Source organism: Bradyrhizobium ottawaense (assembly GCF_900099825.1).
In the GTDB taxonomy this organism is placed as follows: Bacteria; Pseudomonadota; Alphaproteobacteria; order Rhizobiales; family Xanthobacteraceae; genus Bradyrhizobium; species Bradyrhizobium ottawaense_A.
In genome coordinates, this window is the sequence record NZ_LT629693.1 from 645817 (window position 1) to 666977 (window position 21161).

The 21161-nt window shown below is 61.3% G+C and carries 23 protein-coding genes; 17 read left to right on the forward strand and 6 right to left on the reverse strand.

The genetic code is table 11. From position 1 onward, the window contains the following. Positions 1-195 precede the first annotated feature (195 nt). A complete protein-coding gene (locus BLR13_RS03250) occupies positions 196-1305 on the reverse strand; it encodes an AI-2E family transporter (RefSeq protein ID WP_157793679.1) in 1110 nt (369 codons plus the stop codon). Between the two features lie 214 nt (positions 1306-1519). Between BLR13_RS03250 and BLR13_RS03255 the strand changes: the two genes are divergently transcribed. The 7 genes from BLR13_RS03255 to BLR13_RS03285 all read left to right on the forward strand — a co-directional run bounded on the left by BLR13_RS03255 (position 1520) and on the right by BLR13_RS03285 (position 9730). Next, positions 1520-1978, forward strand: a complete 459-nt coding sequence (locus BLR13_RS03255) for a hypothetical protein (protein WP_074827677.1) — start codon at positions 1520-1522, stop codon at positions 1976-1978. An 8-nt stretch (positions 1979-1986) separates the two neighbouring features. After that, on the forward strand, positions 1987-2808 hold the full coding sequence (locus BLR13_RS03260; protein ID WP_074831979.1) for a universal stress protein: 822 nt from the start codon (positions 1987-1989) through the stop codon (positions 2806-2808). A 108-nt stretch (positions 2809-2916) separates the two neighbouring features. Beyond that, on the forward strand, positions 2917-3348 hold the full coding sequence (locus BLR13_RS03265; protein WP_074827675.1) for an Hsp20/alpha crystallin family protein: 432 nt from the start codon (positions 2917-2919) through the stop codon (positions 3346-3348). Further along, positions 3341-5773: an endopeptidase La gene (lon, locus tag BLR13_RS03270; RefSeq protein WP_074827672.1), complete on the forward strand. Its 2433-nt coding sequence runs from the start codon at positions 3341-3343 to the stop codon at positions 5771-5773. Before BLR13_RS03265 ends, lon begins: the two co-directional genes overlap by 8 nt. Before the next feature lie 601 nt (positions 5774-6374). Then, on the forward strand, positions 6375-6992 hold the full coding sequence (locus BLR13_RS03275; RefSeq protein WP_074827670.1) for an HdeD family acid-resistance protein: 618 nt from the start codon (positions 6375-6377) through the stop codon (positions 6990-6992). A gap of 409 nt (positions 6993-7401) precedes the next feature. Continuing rightward, positions 7402-9111 carry a PAS domain-containing sensor histidine kinase gene (locus BLR13_RS03280; protein ID WP_074827667.1) on the forward strand — a complete coding sequence of 570 codons (1710 nt, stop codon included), beginning with the start codon at positions 7402-7404 and terminating at the stop codon, positions 9109-9111. Then, positions 9101-9730: a response regulator transcription factor gene (locus BLR13_RS03285; protein ID WP_074827665.1), complete on the forward strand. Its 630-nt coding sequence runs from the start codon at positions 9101-9103 to the stop codon at positions 9728-9730. Before BLR13_RS03280 ends, BLR13_RS03285 begins: the two co-directional genes overlap by 11 nt. A 9-nt stretch (positions 9731-9739) precedes the next feature. Here the strand turns inward: BLR13_RS03285 and BLR13_RS03290 are convergent, their stop codons facing one another. Continuing rightward, a complete protein-coding gene (locus tag BLR13_RS03290) occupies positions 9740-10432 on the reverse strand; it encodes a helix-turn-helix domain-containing protein (RefSeq protein WP_157793681.1) in 693 nt (230 codons plus the stop codon). Between the two features lie 261 nt (positions 10433-10693). Here BLR13_RS03290 and BLR13_RS03295 point away from each other — a divergent pair, with 261 nt between their 5' ends. The 10 genes from BLR13_RS03295 (at position 10694) to BLR13_RS03340 (ending at position 18332) form a co-directional block, all read left to right on the forward strand. Continuing rightward, complete coding sequence (locus BLR13_RS03295) at positions 10694-11206, forward strand: redoxin domain-containing protein (protein ID WP_074827662.1); 513 nt, start codon at positions 10694-10696, stop codon at positions 11204-11206. Continuing rightward, positions 11172-11711 carry a DsbA family protein gene (locus BLR13_RS03300; RefSeq protein ID WP_074827660.1) on the forward strand — a complete coding sequence of 180 codons (540 nt, stop codon included), beginning with the start codon at positions 11172-11174 and terminating at the stop codon, positions 11709-11711. The genes BLR13_RS03295 and BLR13_RS03300 overlap by 35 nt, the downstream gene beginning before the upstream one ends. A 126-nt stretch (positions 11712-11837) precedes the next feature. Then, complete coding sequence (locus BLR13_RS03305; protein WP_074827658.1) at positions 11838-12308, forward strand: PRC-barrel domain-containing protein; 471 nt, start codon at positions 11838-11840, stop codon at positions 12306-12308. 26 nt (positions 12309-12334) lie between these two features. After that, on the forward strand, positions 12335-12988 hold the full coding sequence (locus BLR13_RS03310; RefSeq protein ID WP_074827656.1) for a hypothetical protein: 654 nt from the start codon (positions 12335-12337) through the stop codon (positions 12986-12988). A gap of 231 nt (positions 12989-13219) precedes the next feature. Further along, a complete protein-coding gene (locus tag BLR13_RS03315; protein WP_074827655.1) occupies positions 13220-13873 on the forward strand; it encodes a BON domain-containing protein in 654 nt (217 codons plus the stop codon). Between the two features lie 58 nt (positions 13874-13931). Continuing rightward, positions 13932-14402: an Hsp20/alpha crystallin family protein gene (locus tag BLR13_RS03320; RefSeq protein ID WP_074827653.1), complete on the forward strand. Its 471-nt coding sequence runs from the start codon at positions 13932-13934 to the stop codon at positions 14400-14402. Between the two features lie 175 nt (positions 14403-14577). Next, positions 14578-16491, forward strand: coding sequence for a molecular chaperone DnaK (dnaK, locus tag BLR13_RS03325; RefSeq protein WP_074827652.1), 1914 nt, complete (start codon positions 14578-14580; stop codon positions 16489-16491). Between the two features lie 51 nt (positions 16492-16542). Beyond that, the gene (locus BLR13_RS03330; RefSeq protein WP_074827650.1) at positions 16543-17082 is read left to right on the forward strand and encodes a nucleotide exchange factor GrpE; all 540 of its coding nucleotides are present in this window, start codon (positions 16543-16545) and stop codon (positions 17080-17082) included. Between the two features lie 45 nt (positions 17083-17127). Next, positions 17128-18042 carry a DnaJ C-terminal domain-containing protein gene (locus tag BLR13_RS03335; protein ID WP_074827648.1) on the forward strand — a complete coding sequence of 305 codons (915 nt, stop codon included), beginning with the start codon at positions 17128-17130 and terminating at the stop codon, positions 18040-18042. A 2-nt stretch (positions 18043-18044) separates the two neighbouring features. Further along, the gene (locus BLR13_RS03340) at positions 18045-18332 is read left to right on the forward strand and encodes a chaperone modulator CbpM (RefSeq protein WP_074831974.1); all 288 of its coding nucleotides are present in this window, start codon (positions 18045-18047) and stop codon (positions 18330-18332) included. 41 nt (positions 18333-18373) lie between these two features. Here the strand turns inward: BLR13_RS03340 and BLR13_RS03345 are convergent, their stop codons facing one another. The 4 genes from BLR13_RS03345 to BLR13_RS42400 form a co-directional block, all read right to left on the reverse strand. Further along, on the reverse strand, positions 18374-19558 hold the full coding sequence (locus tag BLR13_RS03345; protein WP_074827646.1) for a hypothetical protein: 1185 nt from the start codon (positions 19556-19558) through the stop codon (positions 18374-18376). Between the two features lie 84 nt (positions 19559-19642). Continuing rightward, the gene (locus tag BLR13_RS03350; RefSeq protein ID WP_157793682.1) at positions 19643-20026 is read right to left on the reverse strand and encodes a DUF1772 domain-containing protein; all 384 of its coding nucleotides are present in this window, start codon (positions 20024-20026) and stop codon (positions 19643-19645) included. 79 nt (positions 20027-20105) lie between these two features. Further along, a complete protein-coding gene (locus BLR13_RS03355) occupies positions 20106-20762 on the reverse strand; it encodes a universal stress protein (RefSeq protein ID WP_349517090.1) in 657 nt (218 codons plus the stop codon). Continuing rightward, positions 20759-20938 (reverse strand): hypothetical protein, encoded by a 180-nt coding sequence (locus BLR13_RS42400; protein ID WP_349517089.1) that lies wholly within the window; start codon positions 20936-20938, stop codon positions 20759-20761. Before BLR13_RS42400 ends, BLR13_RS03355 begins: the two co-directional genes overlap by 4 nt. Positions 20939-21161 lie beyond the last annotated feature (223 nt).

Consider the following 21161-nt stretch of genomic DNA (forward strand, 5'->3'; position numbering starts at 1 on the left):
GTGTAAATTGAGCGCCGTCAATGCATGGGGTTTTTCGAAATGCGAGATAGAGCCTGCGACATCCTCATGTCGCTCCCCTCCCGGGGCGTTTCCTCCCTAGACTTGGACCGCCGGCGAAAGCCGCGCGGTCCTTTCTTTTGCAGACGTATCCGGACTGCGGATGTGTGGAGCGGCAGGACCCGGGCGCACCAGCCGTCAGTCTCCGACGCCGATCCATTCACGCCATACGGTCAGGAGGGCCGCCATGATTACCGGACCGAGAAAGAGACCGACCAATCCGAATGATTGGATGCCGCCGAGAATTCCGATCAGCACCAGCAGGAAGGGCAACTCCGCGGATCCCCCGATCAGCGCCGGCTGAACGAAATTGTCACCGATCAGCAACGTCCCCGCGCCAAAGACAAACAGTGCAGCCGGCACCAACAATGTGCCGTCTTGAAGCGCCAAGGTCAGGACGGCGACACCAAGCGCCAGCCACGCTCCAAGTGGCACCATCGCCAACGCCATGGTCAGAAACGCGAACAGCACCGGATGCGGCACGCCCGTCAGGATATACGCAATACCGATGACAGCGCCTTTTACGATCGCAGCCGCTATGGTCCCGTTCACGGTGGCGCGGGTCGCACCGGCGATCTTGCCGACGAGGTGCGCCCCGCGATCACCGAGCAGGCGGTCCGCGATCACAAGCGCGCGATCTGCCAGCCATGCCCCGTCGCGCAGTACCAGAAACAGCGCGACCAGCGTGATGGCGAACAGAAGCAGACGATGCAGCAATGCGCCTCCGAGTGTGCCGGTCCACGCCGTCAGATTTTCGACATTCACGCCGCGAAACCATTCCACCAGGACGTCGGGATTACTGAGGTTGGCGCGCCACCAGAGATCGAGGTACTCACCGGCGACCGGCAGTTGGGCAAGCCAGGTCGGGACCGCGATCCCACTCTCGCGCAGGCGATTGAGCACACGGACGAAGGCCTCGCTGCCCTGCGCGAGCTGATGCACCGTCACGATGATCGGTACAAGCAGAACGAGACCGGTCACAAGCGTGAATAGTAGCGGCGCCAGCGATCGCGAACGATGGCCAACGAGCCGCTCGAAGCGCAGGTAGATCGGCCAGCATGTGATCGCGATCACGGCGGCCCAGGTCAATGCCGCCAGAAAATCGCGTGCGACCCAGACTGCCAGCAGCACGATCGCGACGGCAATGGTCGCCTGAGTGGCCGCGCGCGCCCGCAAATCGAGCGACGGCGCGGACTTCTCAGGCGGCCAGAATTCGCCCCTTTCATGATCCGGCACAACTCGCGGCACTGGCAATCAGATCCTTCTCCGTCACATTCGTGCGGCGCCGTGCAGGCTACATCGCGCATCGCCCCGCACGTTGATAACCATCAATTTCCGGGATTGTCGCGCGTTACACGTCCGACCCTGCAATTAGCCCGGACCGATTTGACAATTGTCATGGTGGTGTCCTGCCGGTCCGGTTTCGTTGCTGCAGCCACACATTGGATCACAGGATGGCACCATGGATACCTTGTCCGAGTTGACTGAACTCTCCGACCTTAATCGCATCCTGCTCCATCTTGCCCGCTCCAGGGAATTCCCCGATGGCTCGTCCCGTCATGGATATGATTTCATCGCGCCGCTGGATGCCCAAGGCCATATCGATCCGGTGTTATGGAAGAAGTATCGGGACTATTGCCGCGTTCGCCGATTCTGGGATGGCGAAGACGACGAGGTCGGTCGCCTCATCCACAAGCCTGGCGGCACCGACCGCGCGCGCTGGGTCTTCGACTACAGTGACAGCGAGGATGACGGCGACGAGGCCGGCTACAGATTTGAAGCGCATGCCTTTTGGCCGGGTGAATACGTCTCGATCAGCGGGCAGGACCGCAAGCTCCACACGTTTCGGGTTGTCACAGTCGATCCGGTCCTGCTGTCGATGGCCTTGATCAAATCGTTCGAACTACAAATCAAGGTGTGAAAGCCGCCATGATCAAGGACGTGATGGTTCAGCTCGATGGAGGCTCCGGAGACGACGCGCGTCTGGCCGCCGCAACACAGATCTCTGAGATTTTCCAGAGCCATATCACCGGACTGTTCTTCAATGTAGTGCCGGACGAATTCAACGGCGCCAACGTCAATCAAGCCGCCCAGGCGCCCGACGCTGCGAGGCGAGCCGGAGACGCCGTCGAGACCATGCTGTTGCAGCGGCTGACCCAGTTGCAGCAGCCGACCAATCTGCGGCGGTTCGACGTAGCCGGCGTTCTCGATATTTCCGTGACCGCCCTGCCCTTGGTGCGCACCGCCGATACCTTCGTCGCGCTCCGGCCAAATGATCGGTCGAACGAACCGGAAGACCTGTTTGAAAACCTGCTGTTCGGCACCGGACGTCATCTGTTTCTGGTTCCCGATGACTGGAAAGGCTTCACGCCCCTGGACAACATTGTCGTGGCGTGGAACGGGAGCCGGGAATCGGCGCGCGCGCTTGCCGAATCCCTCCCCTTCCTGCACCAGGCGAGCAAGGTTGGCGTTCTCGTCGTGGAAGGTGAGCATCAGACCAAAACCGACGCGCTGAAGGCCAACGATGCCGTTCTGCACCTTCGCCACCACGGCATCAACGCCATCAAATATCGCGCCGTCGGCGAGGAAGACGAGACGGCCGACGTGCTGATCGCGGAGTGCCGCAGCCTCGGTGCAGACCTGCTGGTGATGGGCAGCTACGGCCACTCTCAACTGCACGATTTGCTGCCGGGATCTACGACCAGCCGGATCCTGCACCGTTCACCGGTCCCCCTGCTCATCGCGCACTGACTGCGGTTCTGTGGATCCCGCGCCAGCGATTGACGGTCGTCAAGGTGACGCCATGCATCGCATCATAGGTTCGTTCGGCGCCTTCACAGCAGCTCAGGAACCCGTCTCATGGCCGCGACCGATCCAGGAACGCTAATGTGGGCCAGGGCTTGCGAGTTGATCGATCGCGCCGAGCGATTGCATCGCCAGTTCTTCCAGCCGACGGCCGCGCCGGTCCGCGATCTCTGCTGGCAACCCCCAGTCGATATCATCGAAACCGACTCCGAGCTCTTGATCGGCGTCGCGCTTCCCGGCGTCGACAGCCGCGCGGTGAAAGTGACGGTCGATAGCAATACGGTCATGGTGACCGGCTTCCGCCGAGCGAACACGCTCCCGCGTGGCAGTCGGGTTCATCGGCTGGAGATTCCCTACGGAAGATTCGAACGCCAGATCACCTTCCCGGCGAGCGGCCTCCAGCTTGGCCAGGCGGAATTTGCTGACGGCTGCCTGATGCTGAAATTCTCCAAGCAGCCTTTGACCGAAGAGCGGATCGATGTCTGATGCAGCCGACAATCCGGGCACAGTGCCCGATCAAAGCCATCCTTCCATCCCTGCGGATGCCACGATCATCCTGCCGGTTCGAAACACGTTGCTGTTTCCGGGCATGGTACTGCCATTGACGATCGGTCGGCCGGCCTCGATCGCCGCGGCTCAGGAGGCGGTTCGAAGCGGCGGCAAGATCGGCCTGTTGCTGCAGGACGATCCCGCCGTCGAACAGCCGGGACCTGAGCATCTGCGGCGTATCGGCACCATTGCCGAGGTCCTGCGCTATGTGACGTCGGGAGAAACCCATCACGTCATTTGCCGGGGGCTGCAGCGCTTCCGCGTCAACGAATTTCTCACCGGCTTTCCCTATCTCGTCGCGCGCATCACCGAGATCGGTATATCCGAAGCGGTCACGCCCGACATCGAGGCGCGGATGCATCTGCTCAAGATGCGCGCACGCGACGCGCTCGGGCTGCTGCCGAACCCGCCTGCGGAGATCGGGGCCGCCATCGACAGTCTGGACTCGCCGACGGTGCTCGCCGACTTTATTGCTGGCATTATCGATATCCCGATCAGTGAAAAGCAGGATCTGCTGGAGACGTTTGACGTCACGCTGCTGCTCGACAAGCTACTGGGGTTGCTCGCGAAGCGGATCCAGGTGCTGGAACTCTCAAAGGAGATCGGCGAACAGACCCAGCAGACCCTGTCGTCGCAGCAGCGCGAGCACATCCTTCGCGAACAGCTCCATCAGATCCAGAAGGAGCTTGGGGACGACGACGTCAAGTCCACTGAGCTGAAGGAACTTGCTGAAAAGATCGATAAAGCCGGCATGCCCAGGGATGCCGAGGAGCAGGCCAGGCGCGAATTGAGGCGGCTTGAGCGCATGCCGGAAATGGCGGCCGAATACGGGATGGTGCGGAGCTATCTCGATTGGCTGGTTGAACTGCCATGGTCGAAGCTCGATCCGGAGCGCATTGATATCGCGGAAGCGCGGCGCATTCTCGATGAGGATCATCATGGCCTCGAGAAAGTGAAGCGCCGGATTGTCGAATATCTGGCGGTCCGCAAGCTCAACCCCGACGGCAAGAGCCCGATCCTCTGCTTCGTCGGCCCGCCCGGCGTCGGCAAGACGTCGCTTGGCCAAAGCATCGCGCGCGCGACCGATCGAAAATTCGTCCGGCTGAGCCTCGGCGGCGTCCACGACGAGAGCGAGATCCGCGGACACCGGCGGACCTACATCGGCGCGCTTCCCGGCAATATCATCCAGTCGATCCACAAGGCCGGCACCCGCAATCCGGTGATGATGCTGGACGAGATGGACAAGCTGGGTGCCGGATTTCACGGCGATCCCGCGGCAGCGTTGCTGGAGGTACTCGATCCCGAACAAAATGCCACGTTCCGCGACAATTACCTTGCCGTCCCCTTCGATCTCTCAAAAGTCCTGTTCATCGGTACCGCAAACGTCGTCGACAATATCCCGACTGCGGTTCGCGACCGGATGGAAATGATCGAGATGCCCGGCTACATCGAGGACGAGAAGCTGGCGATCGCCCGGCGTTATCTGGTCAAGCGACAATTAGCATCGGCAGGATTGACCGAGGAGCAATGCCAGATCAGCGACGACGTCCTGCGCGCCATCATCCGCGACTACACCCGTGAAGCCGGGGTCAGAAATCTCGAACGCCGGATCGGAGCGATTTGCCGTCACGCCGCGATGCGGATCGCCGAGGGCAACGCGACGCGCGTCACCATCACGGTGGCGGACCTTCAGGCCATACTGGGGCCGAAGCGCTTCGAGCAGGAGATCGCCATGCGCACCAGCGTGCCGGGCGTTGCGACCGGTCTCGCCTGGACGCCGGCGGGCGGCGATATTCTGTTCGTCGAGGCGACCAGCATTCCCGGCCGAGGCAAGCTGATCCTCACGGGCCAGTTGGGCGACGTGATGAAGGAAAGCGCGCAAGCCGCGCTGACGCTGGTCAAGTCGCGCGCCGCCGAATTCGGCATCGACCCGGCCGAGTTGCAGAAGTCCGACGTCCATGTCCATGTTCCGGCCGGGGCCATCCCCAAGGACGGTCCGAGTGCGGGAGTTGCGATGTTCCTGGCGCTGACATCGCTTTTGACCGGACGCACGATCCGCAGCGATACCGCCATGACCGGCGAAATCTCGCTGCGCGGACTGGTGCTTCCGATCGGAGGCGTGAAGGAAAAGGTGCTGGCGGCGATCCAGGCCGGGATCACCAGCGTCATGATTCCGGCGCGCAACCGCAAGGACATCGAGGACATACCCGAAAACGCCCGCGACCGGATTCGGTTCGTCTGGCTTGAGCGCGTCGACGACGCGATCGAGGCCGCCCTCAATCCGCCGATGGTCAGCGAGCCGGGCCTTTCTCGTACGACGCATACGGCCACGACGGAAAAACGCGCAGCGCGATCCCGATAGCCGACGGCGTGGACCGCCCGTCCGACGCATTTGATCCGCGAAATTGACCGACGTCAGGGCCACGCGCATCGGATGCCGGCACTTGCGGCATGACGGCCGCTCAAGGATTGTGCGTTTCACAAACGTATCAAGCGGATCTGGGAGCATCGGCTTCACGCGTGGATCAGCTACTATTTCATCTTGGTCCTAGCAGTTAAGTGAACCTTCGCGCTATGTCGTAATGATACGTAAACCTGCGCGCTTAGGCCCGGACCCGCGCCGACAAGGGTGGCACCGATCTTCGTAATCCGTTCCCCGGGCATGAGACGTTGCCCCCAACGGAGCGTGTCGCACTCGCCCCAAATCATCCGAGGAGGCTCCGGCAAGGAAGCCGGACTGACGCTCGGCATCAGCCTACGCACGGTCGATTTCCGCCGCACCAGTTTTGCTGAAAACGCTGGGCACCCGGAACGCCGCCGATCTCGTCCATAGGGTGCTCGGAGAATAACCCTCTGCCGCTCATGATCGGCAAACCCGCTTTTTGACAGGCGTCAATGCGTGCCGTCCCACACGCGCTAAACATAACCGCGCGTCAACCGACCAACCCGCTGCGGAGCATGTCATGGCCAGCACCACTTTTAACAGCGCCTCCGACGTTCAAACCGATTCTGCGACGGCGACGCTCGCGCAGAACTGGTGGCTGTTCACGCTGCGAGGCGTTTTTGCCATTATCTTCGGATGTCTCGCGCTGGCCTTTCCCGGGCCAACGATGTTGTCACTGGTGCTCCTGTTCTCCGCCTATATGCTGGTCGACGGGGTCGCCGAGATCATCTCCGCCGTGCGGGCGATGCGTCGAAGGGACCGCTGGGGATTTCTAATCTTCGCAGGTCTTCTCAATATCGCCGTGGGTATCTGTGCTTTCCTCTGGCCGGGCCTTACCGTCCTTGCCTTCGTGTTGCTCGTTGCTTCCTGGGCAATTGTCACCGGTGCGTTGATGACGGCCGCGGCTTTCCGCCTGAACATAGAACATGGCCGGTGGTGGCTGGTGCTGGGCGGGCTGTTGTCGCTTGCGTATGGCGCGCTGCTGATCTTTGCGCCCCTGATCGGTGCGCTCGTGCTGACCTGGTGGATGGGCGCCTACGCCCTCGCCTTTGGCATCGCGCTGGTCATCTTCTCGCTCCGGCTTCGGTCGCGTCAGCATCAGGGCGCCAGCCCCACGGCCGTTGGCACCGCAGCTTGAGGCGAGCCCGAGACGATGCAGCAGAGACCGCGTCATCAAAGTCAACGAGGCCGGGCAACCGCCCGGCCCACGCCGGAGACGGAACCGACCGACGTCGACGATGAACTCACGTTGAGCCTCGTCGAGACGTTTCCCGCGAGCGATCCTCCCGCCTGGATTCCCCTGGCCCGGGTTGGCATCCCCGACCGACGGGCAAAATCCCGTTCCACTGCAAAATAGCCTCGTAGATCGAAATGAGTTTTCGATAATATTTCTCCGAACAGCCCGGCAATGTACGGTAGCGGGCCAAATACCTTCTTCTCTGGATGGCTCTCGTAGCAAGGCCGCCTCTATTTTTGTGCATTGCCAACCCCAAAATATCGGCGTCAAATCATCAGGCCGCCGCGAAGACCGACGCGAGGCTCTGGTAATGCCGTGGACCGAGCCGCTTGCAAACTCTGACGAGTTGCGGCGTTGCATTCGCGATCTCGTCGCGCTTTCAACGTTTCCCGCGGCATGGCGAAACTATGAGCGCCAGATCGGCGACAGCATCGTTGCGGCGCTCATCACCATGCTGGCCGCCGATTTCGTTCTCATCATATTCCCCGGCCAAGGCAATCAGCTTGCCGAACTGATCCGCAGCGAACCTAACCTGAATCCCGCAAGCCTGGACCATGTGCGGACGGTGTTGAAACAGGAAAAAGCAGCGTTTAGCTTCGAACAGGAGTTCATTGTCGGCAATGCGGCCGGCGGCAACGTGCACGTAGCAACCTCACCGATCGGGCTGGGCGGCGATGCCGTACTTGCCGCCGGTTCCTCTCGCGGAACATTTCCCACCAAAACGGAACGACTGCTGCTGACGACCGGGGCAAATCAGGCGGCGATTGCCTTCCAGCAGTGGTTGGGCGACGCCGATAAGAGACGGTTCACCACGTTGGTGCAACGGTTGACCGATTTTGTAGGCATCGCCTCGCTTAGCGGCCATATTCGGTACGCCAATCCGGCGGGTCTGCAATCGCTCGGACTTTCCACCCTCGACGATGCGCTGCGCCTTCACGTGATTGATCTCGTTTCGCGAGAATACCAGCAGGCGTTTCGGAACGAGATCTGGCCCCTCGTGCTGCGCACCGGACGGTGGAAGGGGGAACTTGATCTCCAGCATTTCGGGTCCAGGACGCCGATGCCGTTCCTGATCGACTGGTTCAGGATCGACGATCCACGAACCGGAGCGCCGATGAATGTCGCAACGGTCAGCCGCGATCTGAGTGCACAAAGGGCCGCAGAAGTGGAACTGCGCCTTCTGAACGAGAATCTCGAACGACGCGTGGAGCAACGAACAATCGAATTGGAGTTCGCGCACCGAAAGCTGCTGGCGGATAATTTCGAGCGCGAGCAGGCCGATCGCCGCATCCAGAAATTGCGTGACGAACTCTTCCATATGGCGCGCCTCACGGCCGCAGGCGAAATGGCTGCCGCCTTCACCCACGAACTTACCCAGCCGCTCACGGCAGTCATCAATTCGGTCAATGCAGCAAAGCGGTTGTTGGCACGAGAGGATAGCGCCAGCCTCGCGATAGTGCAGGACATCGCAGATGAGGCGGCTAGCCAGGCATTGCGGGCGAGCGAAATTATCCGCGGTTTCCGCCAGCTCGTCAGCCTGGACGAGACCGAGCGGCGAATCGAGGCGCTTCCTTCGATGATCGAGGAAGCGGGCGCCCTGGCATTGAGCAGCGCTGCTCCGCTCGCGGCGCGCCTCACGTTCAACTTTGACGATCAAGCCGCGGACGTATTCGTGAACCGGATTCAAATCCAGCAGGTTCTCGTCAATCTCATCCGCAACGCGTTTGAGGCGATGGTGGATCAGGAATCGCGTGAAATCACCCTGGCAACCAGAGTTCTCGGCGACGGCATGGTCGAAATTGCGGTGAGCGATATCGGATCCGGAATTCACGATGATATTGCCGGCCGGCTGTTCGAGCCGTTCGTCTCGAACAAGCACAATGGCATGGGATTGGGCCTGTCGATTTCGCGTTCGATTGTCGAAGCGCATGGCGGCAAATTGACGGCGGGGCAGAAACCCGGGGGCGGCAGCATCTTCCGTTTTACCGTGCCGGCCGGCGGAGCAACCGATGCCAGCTGAACGAACTGTTTACGTTTTGGACGACGACGAAGCCGTCCTTCGTTCGCTGGAACGTTTGCTGAGTTCTGCCCACTTCGAGCCGGTCACTTTTGAGCGGCCCGAACCGTTTCTCAACGCAGCGAAGACATTCAAAACCGGGTGTGTCCTGCTCGATGTCCGTTTGCCAGGCATGAACGGCCTGGACGTTCAGGCGCACCTCAACAGGATGCGAGGCGATCTGTCGGTCATTATCGTGACGGCCCAGGGCGATGTCCAAACGGCAGTTCGTGCGATGAAGGCGGGCGCCAGCGATTTCCTGGAGAAGCCCTACAGCGATCACGCCCTGCTTGGGGCCATCGAGGTCGCGTTTGAGCGGGAACATCGCGTGACCAGCGATCACGAAATCGTCGATGCCGTTCGGCGCGTCACAAGCCTCAGTCCGCGCGAACGGGACGTCCTTGACGGGCTGATGGCCGGCCGTCCGAACAAGCTGATTGCCTACCAGCTTGAAATTAGCGTACGCACCGTCGAGGTGCACCGCGCGCGCATGATGGAGCGCCTTGGGATACGCCAGCTCGCGGAAGCCATCCGCCTTGGCGTGATGGCGAAGCTGAGCGTCGCGCCAGCCGCGGACAAATGATGGCGCAGCTCAAACGCCCGCCACCATCGAGCTTTCGCTCATGCGGTCTTCCAGTGCGCTCCGGTTCAGAATCTTGATCGTCCGTTTACCCGCCAGACGAATAACGCCCCGCTGCCTCAGATCGGTCAGCGCGCGACAAACCGTTTCGACCGACACTGCGAGATAATCGGCAATGTCATATCGCGAAACCGGCAACACAACCTGCCCGCTTGCATCGGACGCGCGCCCGTCAAGGGAGAGAAGGAAGGAGCCGACCTTCTCGAGCGCGGTGAGCCGCCCAATGATCAGAAGCTGGGCCTGGGAGCGGGTGAGAGACTGGAACGCGACATCGCGAAGTTCTCTCGCGAGCTCGACATCGCGTTCCGCGACCAGTTCAACCCGCTGGCCCGGATAGCTCGCAAGCACCGTCTCATCGGCGATCGCTTCGATAGTCGCCTCATTCTGACTGTCCGAAACAAAGAAGAAGTCCCGCGGCAGCATCAGGTCGACGATTTGCCGTCTTCCGTCCGAACGCACGGCGCATCGCCGGACCGCGCCGGTGATGACGTAGTACCAGTGGCCCGCAGGCCCCGGGTTATTTGGTATTTCCCGACCGCGGTTGCACGCCATGATCTTGGCAAACGCATCGAGGCGTTTCAGTGCATGGGGCTGCATCGAAAGCATCCGCCGATAGTAGTCGGCTGCATGGATCTTTGTTTTCATAGTCGCACCCTTCATTTTTTTTGGAAGCCGAGCGCAGGGTGAACTATCGCGCTGCAGGAATGTTCGAATGAATTTGGCAAAACTGCGTACGTAAAAGTACGTAATGCAGCCGAGCGTGTCACAATAGGGACGGAGTGCAACATCGGATGGCCGGAACATGGAGGTACAGGAAATTGACTGCGGTCAACGACGCGAAGTCGTGCTAATTGTAACCTTGCAGCTCCGAACGACCCATCCCTCTCGACACGCGTGAGGCACGAAATGTCATCCATTCTGGCTGCCGGGACCGCTGCACCGGATTTCACGCTGCGGGTCACCCCTGATCAAAGCCTCACGCTCTCTAACCTCCGAGGAAGGCCCGTAATACTGACGTTCTATCCGGCCGACTGGAGTCCGGTTTGTGGCGATCAGGTGACGCTGTATAACGAGGTTCTTCCGGAGTTCCACAAGCACAAGGCCGAGTTGCTGGGTGTCTCGGTCGACGGCGTCTGGTGCCATGCCGCCTTTGCCCGCGACCGCCGCCTGCACTTTCCGTTGCTCGCCGATTTTGAACCCAAGGGCGAAGTGGCGCGGAAATACGGCGCCTATCGTGCCAATGAAGGGGTCTGCGAACGCGCGCTGTTCGTGCTCGATCGAGAGGGGGTCATTGCGTGGAGCTATTGCTCTCCGATCGCGGTCAATCCCGGCGCCGACGGAATTCTCGACGCCCTCGAAAAACTCACAGATCAGGCTAATGGCTATGGCGAATTTGAGAACGCCTATCACGAAAAGTGATCATGTTCGCGGACCGGAATCGGCGCCGATCACGCTTGTGGAATACGGCGACTATGAATGCCCGCATTGCGCGCTGGCCCATCCGATCGTCGACCGGGTGCAACTGTATTTCAGCAGGCGCATGCGGTTCGTGTTCCGCCACTTCCCTATGACCGAAGTTCATCCGCACGCCGAGATCGCCGCCGAAAGTGCCGAATTCGCAGGCACCGCCGGGCTGTTCTGGGATATGCACGACGCCCTATTTGCGAACCGGAGCAGGTTGAGCCTGCCAACGATCTTCCTGATCGCCGAACAACTCGGGTTAACCGAAACGGCGCTGCGGAACGCTCTGGAGACGGGGCATTACAGAAACAAGGTGCGCAGCGATTTCATGGGTGGAATCCGCAGCGGCGTGAATGGCACCCCGACCTTCTTCATCAATGGCGTGCGTCATGACGGCGGTTACGATTATGCCTCCTTGGTCGCGGGAATCCAGATGCGCCTCGCCGCCGACACGAGCGCATAGCGGTTCCGCGGGCGACATTGGTGCTATTTTGCGATTCAAAAACCCTCCACGAATTGACAATGATCAGTGCCGCATCGAGGCTTCCGGATTATTCCTGCAACCCTGCTTAACACCCCAGGAGAGAGCATGGTTGCCTTCGCAGGATTTCAGACGCCATCCCAATCGCATGTCGATGCGACTCCGTTACCGCAGAGCCCGACGCGTGCGGCGCGACGCTCTTCAGGCTGGATGATCTGGACCGCGCTTGCGGTCGCCCTCGCCGCCGGTCCGGCATTGCCGCAGGCAGGAGTGCAGCTCATCAAGGTCGATCTTTCGGTCGTGGCGAAGGGCTATCGGATGAGCAAGCTGATCGGCACCACCGTGATCAACGACAAGAACGAAAAGATCGGGACCATCGACGACGTGGTCGCCGACAAGGACAAGAAGCAGCTCAGTTTCGCGGTGCTGCAGGTCGGCGGCTTCCTCGGCCTCGGCGGGCAGCTTGTGGTCGTACCGTATGACAGCCTTGTCATCGATGAGACCGGCCAGAAGATCACCCTGCCCGGCGCGTCCAAGGACGAACTGAAGAAGCTGTCGGCATTCAACTATCCGGCGTGATCGAAACCGCTGCTCGGAAAACATCCATGCGCGCGTCGCCAGACGATATCCTAGACCGGATGCGCACCCGCGAAGTGACGGGCGTCTTCCACGCACGGAAGGCGCTCCTCGACGCCGCTGAGGAATTGCTTGTTGCGGGATTCGATCGCGCGGACATCGATGTCAGCGCCCCTGCCGATGAGCTGCAGCGGCGCTTGAACTACGCGTCGATTCCGCCGGCAGATCTTGCCGATATCCCGATCGCGCCGAGACGCCCTTTCACCGGCTACGACGATATCGCCGGCACCCAGGCCGTCGTCGGCAGCATCGCCGGTTGCGCCGCTGCGGTGGCAACGGCGTGCTTTCTCGTGGTGAAAGACGTGAGGCCGCTCGGCATCGGAATTCTGTCAATACTGTGCGGGCTTGTCTTCGCCGGCATCGCCGTGCTCGTGGTACGTCGCCGATTCGACCACGAGCGCAGGCGGGGACTGGATAAGTTTTCCGAATGGGACGGCCTGTTGATCTGGGTACGGGTCAATTCGCCGGAGAAGGAGGCGCTAGCTCAGGAGATCCTGATGCGGCGCGGCGGCGACGCGGTCCACGTTCATGAAATCGAACTGGCGCGAGGAACGGACGATCTTCCGCTCCATTCGCTGCGCCCGGATCCATGGCTCGGTGACGAACGGCTGGGACAGCCATAGCGCGAGTTGCATTCAAGACCTGTCGCCGTCGATCCAGCACGAACCTTTGTCGCCTGCCGAGAGCATGGCGACATCCGCGGCCCCCCGGCGAACCGCGCTTTATACAACCGACGATAAATTGGGGGCGGAAGTTGACCATCGTCATGGCCGCGCGCGTGATCACTCATAGGATCGATGACGATCGGTAGCGTTATCACACCGTGCCCGCAACTTGCAGACCAGGAGCCAACCATGAAATCCGATAGTGAAATCGAGCGTGATGTCCGTGAAGAGTTGAAATGGGATCCCGACCTTGACGCCGAAGACATCGCCGTCTCGGTCAAGAATGGCGTCGTTACGCTGGCGGGCTTCACCCACAGCTACACCGACCGGCTGGAGGCCGAACTTGCCGTCAAGCGCGTCGCCGGCGTTCACGCAGTCGCAAATGATCTCGAGGTCCGGCTGCCAGCGATCGATCAGCGTCCGGATCCGGACATTGCCAGGGATGCGGTGGCCGCCCTGAAGTCGGAGCTGCCGATTTCGCACGACAAGATCAAGATCATTGTCAAGAACGGCTGGATCACCCTGGAGGGGGCGGCGGAGTGGCAGTATCAGAAGACCGCCGCCGAGAGCGCCGTGCGAAAGGTGAAAGGCGTCAAGGGCGTGACCAACGTCATCACGGTCAAACCCAAAGTCCAACCCACCGACATCCAGCGCAAGATCCAGGAAGCGTTCAAGCGCAACGCCGAGGTGGACGCCAATCGGATCACCGTCGAAGCTAACGGCGGCGAGGTGATCCTGAAGGGTACCGTTCGTTCCTGGATCGAACGCGAGGAAGCCGAGCGCGTCGCGTGGTCGGCGCCCGGCATCACCCACGTCGAAGATCGGATCGTAGTCAGTCCGTAGCACGGCGAGCCGCAGCGTTCGTCAGAGATCGTCTTATCCAAGACAAAAGGAGAATCCCATGAGGTTAAAATCGCTGGTTCCGTTCCGTGAAGGCGGCGCGCTGATGCGGCCGGATTTCGGATTGTTCGGCCTGCACCGGGAGATTGACCGCCTGTTCAGCGAATTCGCGCAAGGCATCGGTCCAGGCGGCGCACAGTCCATCATCCCGAACATCGAAATCACCGAAACCGACAAGGCGATCGAGGTCAGTGCGGAGTTGCCGGGACTCGAACGCAAGGACGTCGAGATCTCGATCGAGGACGATACCCTGACGATCCGCGGCGAGAAGAAGGTCGAGGAAAACCAGAAGGACAAAAACGTCCAGCTCAGCGAGCGCAGCTATGGCGTATTCCTGCGCGTGTTGCAGTTGCCCCCTGGCATCGACCCATCGAGCGTCCAAGCCACGATGTCGAATGGAGTCTTGAAGCTCACAATTCCGAAACCGGCCAAATCGGCACCGAAGAAAATCGAGGTCAAGGAAGCCGCTTGAGACGCCGAGCGGTAGCGGGACGCGCTGGCGGTGCCCTCCTCCAACGCTTGCGCGCCCCGCACACGGTCGAAAGACGATCGACGCGACGCCCGATTTGAATTCGCGTCGAGGCATGGCCCGGCGACGCACTATACATCGAGAGCGCGAAACGCGACCCTAACCAAGGAGCCTGATCATGGCGAAAGCAATTGGCATCGATCTCGGAACCACCAACTCTTGCGTTGCCGTGATGGAAGGAAGCAAGGCCAGGGTCATTGAAAATGCCGAGGGCGCCCGCACCACGCCATCGATGGTCGCCTTCACCGACGATGGCGAAGTGCTGGTCGGGCAGCCGGCCAAGCGCCAGAGCATCACCAATCCGGAAAATACGATCTACGCCATCAAGCGGCTGATCGGTCGGCGCTACGACGACCCGATCACCGAGAAAGACAAGACGATGGTGCCTTACCACATCGTGCGCGGCGACAATGGTGACGCCTGGGTCGAGATCAAGGGCAAGAAATACAGCCCGAGCCAGATCAGCGCCTACATCCTCACCAAGATGAAGGAGACCGCGGAAGCCAATCTCGGCAGCAAGGTGACGCAGGCCGTGATCACCGTGCCGGCCTATTTCAACGACGCGCAGCGCCAGGCGACCAAGGATGCCGGCCGCATCGCCGGGCTTGAAGTGCTGCGCATCATCAACGAGCCGACCGCGGCCGCCCTCGCCTACGGGCTGGACAAGAAGGGCAGCGGCAAGATCGCGGTCTACGATCTCGGCGGCGGCACCTTCGACGTCTCGATCCTCGAGATCGGCGACGGTGTGTTCGAGGTCAAGGCGACCAACGGCGACACCTTCCTCGGCGGCGAGGATTTCGACAAGCGGATCATGGATTATCTGGCCGACGAATTCCGCAAGGAGCAAGGCATCGACCTGCGCAAGGATCGCTTGGCGCTGCAGCGGCTCAAGGATGCCGCCGAAAAGGCCAAGATCGAACTTTCCAGCGCCACCCAGACCGACGTCAATCTGCCGTTCATTACCGCAGATCAGAACGGGCCGAAGCACCTCAACATCAAGCTGTCGCGCGCGAAGCTGGAAGCGCTGGTCGACGACCTGATCCAGCGCACGATCGAACCGTGCAAGGCTGCGCTGAAGGACGCGGGCTTGCAGGCGTCCGATATCAGCGAGGTCGTGCTGGTCGGCGGGCAAACCCGCATGCCGAAGGTCCAGGAGATCGTACAAAAGCTGTTTGCGCGCGAGCCGCACAAGGGCGTCAATCCGGACGAAGTCGTGGCCATCGGCGCGGCGATCCAGGCCGGCGTGCTGCAGGGCGACGTCAAGGACGTGCTGCTGCTCGACGTCACCCCCCTGTCGCTCGGCCTCGAGACGCTCGGCGGAGTGATGACCAAATTGATCGAACGCAACACCACCATCCCGACCAAGAAGAGCCAGGTGTTCTCGACGGCGGAGGACAACCAGACCGCGGTCACCATCCGCGTCTTCCAGGGCGAACGGGAGATGGCGGCCGACAACAAGCTGCTTGGCCAGTTCGATCTGGTCGGGATCCCGCCGGCGCCGCGTGGCATGCCGCAAATCGAAGTCACGTTCGATATCGATGCCAACGGCATCGTCAACGTATCGGCCAAGGACAAGGCGAGCGGCAAGGAACAGAGCATCCGGATCCAGGCGTCCGGTGGGCTGAGCGAGGCCGACATTCAGAAGATGGTGAAGGAGGCCGAAGCCCATGCCGATGAGGACAAGCGCCGCAAGGAGCTCGTCGAGGCGCGCAACCACGCCGATGCGATGATCTACTCCACTGAGAAGGCGCTGAGGGAATCGGAGACGAAGATTCCCTCCGACCTCAAGATGCAGGTCGAGCAGGTGATCGCCGACGCGAAGCAGAGCCTGACGGCAGACAACCCGCAAACGATCCGTCAGGCGGCAGACCGTCTGCAGCAAGCGGCGTCAAGGATCGGTGAAGCCCTTGGCCAAGCGGCCTCGCAGGGAGCCGGTGGCGCAGACGGGCGAACGGCTGACAGCCCTTCCGGCGACGACGTCGTCGACGCCGAGTTCGAAGAGGTCGATCCCCGCGGCCGCAAGGCATCCTGAGGTCCCTGAGACTTCAAGTTGCCTCGACGCGCTGAGACGCAGGAGAACGGCATGACGACGAACACAATGGATAAGGATGCCGGCTCGTCAGTCGCGGGCGAAGCCCAAGACAACGACAACGCGTCCGAAATCGCGTCGTTGCGCGAGCGGTTGATGCGGGCGCTGGCCGAGACCGAAAATACCAGGCGGCAAGGCGAGCGGCGCGCGCAGGACGCCGGGCAGTACGCGATCACGAACTTTGCTCGTGAGTTGCTGCAGGTTGTCGACAATCTCCACCGCGCCATCGAGGCCGGCGCGGTGGATTGGGAGGCGAGCGGAACCGACGGGCTGATCGAGGGCGTTGCCGCCACCGACCGCATCCTGACTCAGATTCTCAATCGCTTCGGCGTCGAGGAGATCAAGGCCCTCCACCAGCCATTCGATCCCAAAAAGCACGAAGCAGTGATGGAGACGGATGAGACAGACCAGCCGCCCGGCAGCGTGGCCCAGGTTCTGGAGAACGGCTACATGCTTCACGACCGTCTGCTGCGGCCGGCGCGCGTGGTGGTGGCCAAGTCCCGGCAGCCATCGTCGCAAGCGGAACAACCATGAAGCTGCATTCGCTCGCCATGACCAAGGCGCAAACAGGAGTGGGCATTGGCCGCAGATCCCTACACAACGCTGGGCGTGAAAAAGGACGCTACGCCAGACGACATTCAGAAGGCTTATCGCCGCCTGGCGAAGAAGCTGCACCCCGATCTGAACCCCGGCAACAAGACAGCAGAGGAAAAGTTCAAGGAAGTTTCGGCCGCCTATGATCTGCTGAGCGACCCCGAAAAACGCGCGCGCTTTGACCGCGGCGAAATTGACGCTTCGGGAACGGAGCGGCCACGCCAGCAATATTATCGCGATTTTGCCGATCAAGGCGGCTGGTCGGCCTACACCAACAACGCCGGCTTTTCCGATTTCGGTGATTACGCCGGCGCCGAGGATATTCTCTCCGAAATCTTCGGCCGCGGCGACCGCGCAGGTCGCCGCCGGCGCGGTCAGGACGTGCACTACCATCTCGATCTTGCGTTCCTGGATGCCATCAATGGCGGCAAGCAATCTCTCGTCCTCCCCGATGGCTCCGCGCTCGACGTCAGCATCCCGCCGGGCACGCGGGACGGTCAGGTTCTGCGCTTGAAAGGCAAAGGTCGCCCGGGAGTGGGAGACGGCCCGCCCGGCGATGCGCTGATCGAGATCAGCGTGCTGCCGCATCCCTATTTCACCCGCAAGGGCGACGACATCTATCTGGATTTGCCGATCTCCCTGAAGGAGGCGGTGCTGGGCGCCAAGATCAAGGTGCCGACCCCGAGTGGAACGGTCACGGCGGCGGTGCCGAAATGGTCGAATGCCGGGCGGGTTCTCCGGCTGAAGGGTCGCGGCGTGCCGCGCGCCGACGGCAGCAAAGGGGATCAATACGTCACACTGAAGCTGGTGCTTCCCCAAAAGCCCGATCGGGAGTTCGAGAAATTCGTCGCGCAGTGGCAGCCGGTGGCGGACAGTCCACGGCAATCGATGGGAGTGTGACCGTGGAGACCCAGGAATTCATCAGCCGATCGCATCTTGATGCCGCGACATTGAACGTCTGGATTGATGAGGAATGGCTGATACCGCGCGCCAGCGGCAGCGCTCTTCAGTTCTCCGATGCCGATCTCGCGCGGGCCCGGCTGATCCGGGATCTCAAGTTGGACCTTGGTGTCAACGACAAAGGCATTGCGATCATCCTGCATCTCCTCGACCAGCTTCACGGGCTGCGTTCCCTAGTGAGGGATATCCACGCGATCGAAACGACCGACCGGGCCAAGGATTCCGGCTGAGGATCCCGGGTGACCGGTGGCGCGGGAATACGGCGCGCTCTTCAATGAAACGCGTAGCGAAGAATGGCGGCGAGCGGGGCTCGATCCGGCAACTCCTCCCTCCGCGCGCCCATCACCCTCGCGCCGGTGTAAAGCGCGCGCCGCGCGACTTCATCGACGACGCTGTAGGTCTCGGCATCATCGGAGGCTGCGTAGGTAACGCTGCCGTCGAGGTCGCTGACGACGCCGGGAACGACCGCATCAAGATCGACGAGGAGCTGATCGATGGCACCAGCGGTCGCGGCATGCGCGGCATAGGACACGTCCGTCGTCGCGAGGCGCGGCTTCAGTTCGTCGTAACGGGCGATCACGGCCGCCAGATCGCGGGAATAAAGCCGATCCAGGATCGGGATCGCGACATCTTCCAGTTCGGCATCCGACGTCTGATCCGGATTTCCCTCGATCATCTCATCTGCCAGTCCCGGGTAGGTGTTGACCGAACGGAACATCGACGCGAGCGGCTCGGCCGCTGCTAGAACCAGCGGCGTGTTCCGTCCGGCCAGCACGCCGTGGACGGCCTGCTCGACCTTCCTGACATATTGCTGCAGCAACACCTTCTCTCCTTCCAGATTCTGCAGGTTGCCGCGTGGCGCCCGGACATGAACCGATGGCCGCCGCGTTGCCTCCTCCGCATTCGCAGGCAGGCCCGGAACCTGCAGCCGCTCCGGCGGAAAATTGGCGAACGCATGGACCAGGCGAACCCCTTCCTTCGCCAGCGCGAGCACGTAGACATCGTGAGGAGACGTCATCGCCCGTATCAGCGGCGTCAGATGGAATCGGTCCGCGACCTCTGCCAGCGGCTTTGGCGAATTCGGAAGGCGCAAGGTTCGCGTTGCGCCCGACGTGGCGAGCACCGCCAGCCCATTGGCCTGATGATGCCAGAAGGAATCGACCGGATCCGGCTTTGCGTGCTGCTGCTTTCGGACCTTGTCCTGGTCCTGGACATCGGGCTCGACGCGTGCGAGACGATCGAACTGCTCCGCGAACGCGGTAATCTCAACCTTGCCGATACCCGCTTCCTTCAACTGAGACAGGGCTTTTTTGGCGAGGTCCTTGAAGGCGGTGCGATTGGCCTTGGCGTCGCTACCGAGGTGAGACGTCGGCAGATACAAGGAAACGCAGGTTTCACCCTTGACCTGCGCCAGCGCCTTGAACTCCTCCAGGCTCGGAATATCGATATGGAGCATCGGCGCTCACCTCCGCCGGCCGAGAGACCGTCTTGTCGGGCGATGTTGGCCGAAGCACGACACGTCGGCATTGATGGCCGTCAATCAAGGCGGCATCTCCAGCGGCCAGGCGAATGCGCAACACGCGGCAAATCCGATCAAGGCGTTTCCCCATTCGAGAAGCCCCCGGTCCCGCATCAGCTTCCGGATCGGCGAAACCGGTTTCCCGAGTGGAACGGCGAAAAGCCAGATATTCACCGGCATCATCACGAAATAGGCATACGGCCAGCTAGCCAGAATGGTGATGCCTCCGATGATCCAGCGGACGTCGCCATTCATCCTGAATTGGATGAACGCGATCGTCGCCGAGAGGACAGCAAGCACCGACAACACCAGCGTGCCGCGCCTATTGCTCAGTTTCAATTCCTGAACCATGGCACGGCTGTCAAGCTTCAGCCGGGCCGGCTGCTCGACAAGGCCGATGTACATCGTGGCGCCGAGGAAGGCGGCGGCGACAGCGAATGCGTAAAGTCCGGGCCGCATCGTTTTGCGCTCCTGATGCATCCTTTCAGTGCGACATAAATACCGGAACGGTCATCGATTTCAGCATCTCGCGGGCCACACCGCCGAGGATGACCTCGCGTAGTCTGGCATGGCCGTAACCACCCATGACGATCAGCGTTCCGGAATTGTCCGCGACATAGGAGAGAATGGCGCTGGTGACGTCGATGTCGGCCGCAGGCACCGTTTGGAGCTGCACCTTGACATCATGGCGCGCGACGTGGGTCGCTATTTCGACGCCGCGAATCTCCCTGTTGTCGCTGTTTGTCTTCTCGTTCAACACGATCAGCAGATCGACCTTATTCGCCCGGGTCAGTAACGGCAACGCGTCGTTGAACGCGCGGGCCGCCGCGCGGCTACCATCCCAGCAGCAGACCACACGTTCGAGCTTCAACCCGCTCTTCTGAATATACGGTACCACGATGAGCGGCCGTCCGGACTGGAACAGCGCGGTTTCGATCATGTCATCGTTGTCGACGCGACCGGGCTCGGATTGCATGAACACGCTGAGATCGAAGCGGCGGGCAAGGGTCGCCAGGATCGTTGGCGCCTCCGCGCCCAGCGTCCTGAGCAACCGGTGCTCCGCCGAAATCAGGCTCCATTTGGCGGCCGCATCGAAGCGCTCGATCGCAGCCATCGCTGATTTCTCGCTTTCGGCGATCATCTGGCCACGATATCTGGCGGTATTTCCATCATCACATAGCCCGGAAACTCCGGAGTGTATGCGAAAGCAACTCCCGCGAGATGGGTGTCGCAGACCTCCGCGATCGAAATGGCAAAATCACGGGCCGGATCGCGCGCGACCTGGTACTCCAGGTTGACGATAATGTCCTTGATCATCGAAATGCTCCGATAGCAGACGCGGGGCGCCGTCCCAGGACGCACTGTCGAGTACCGCGCGACTTTGGGCATTGATGCCGGTCAACGAACGCTGGCAGTCATTGATCAATGCGGGGTTGACCAACCATCAATTGTTCACTCATTCATCAGGAACCAAACGACGCGAACGTGGTTGTCACGGCACCGTTCTGAACGCTTGCTTGTTTCCCGCGCCCGCGCCGGC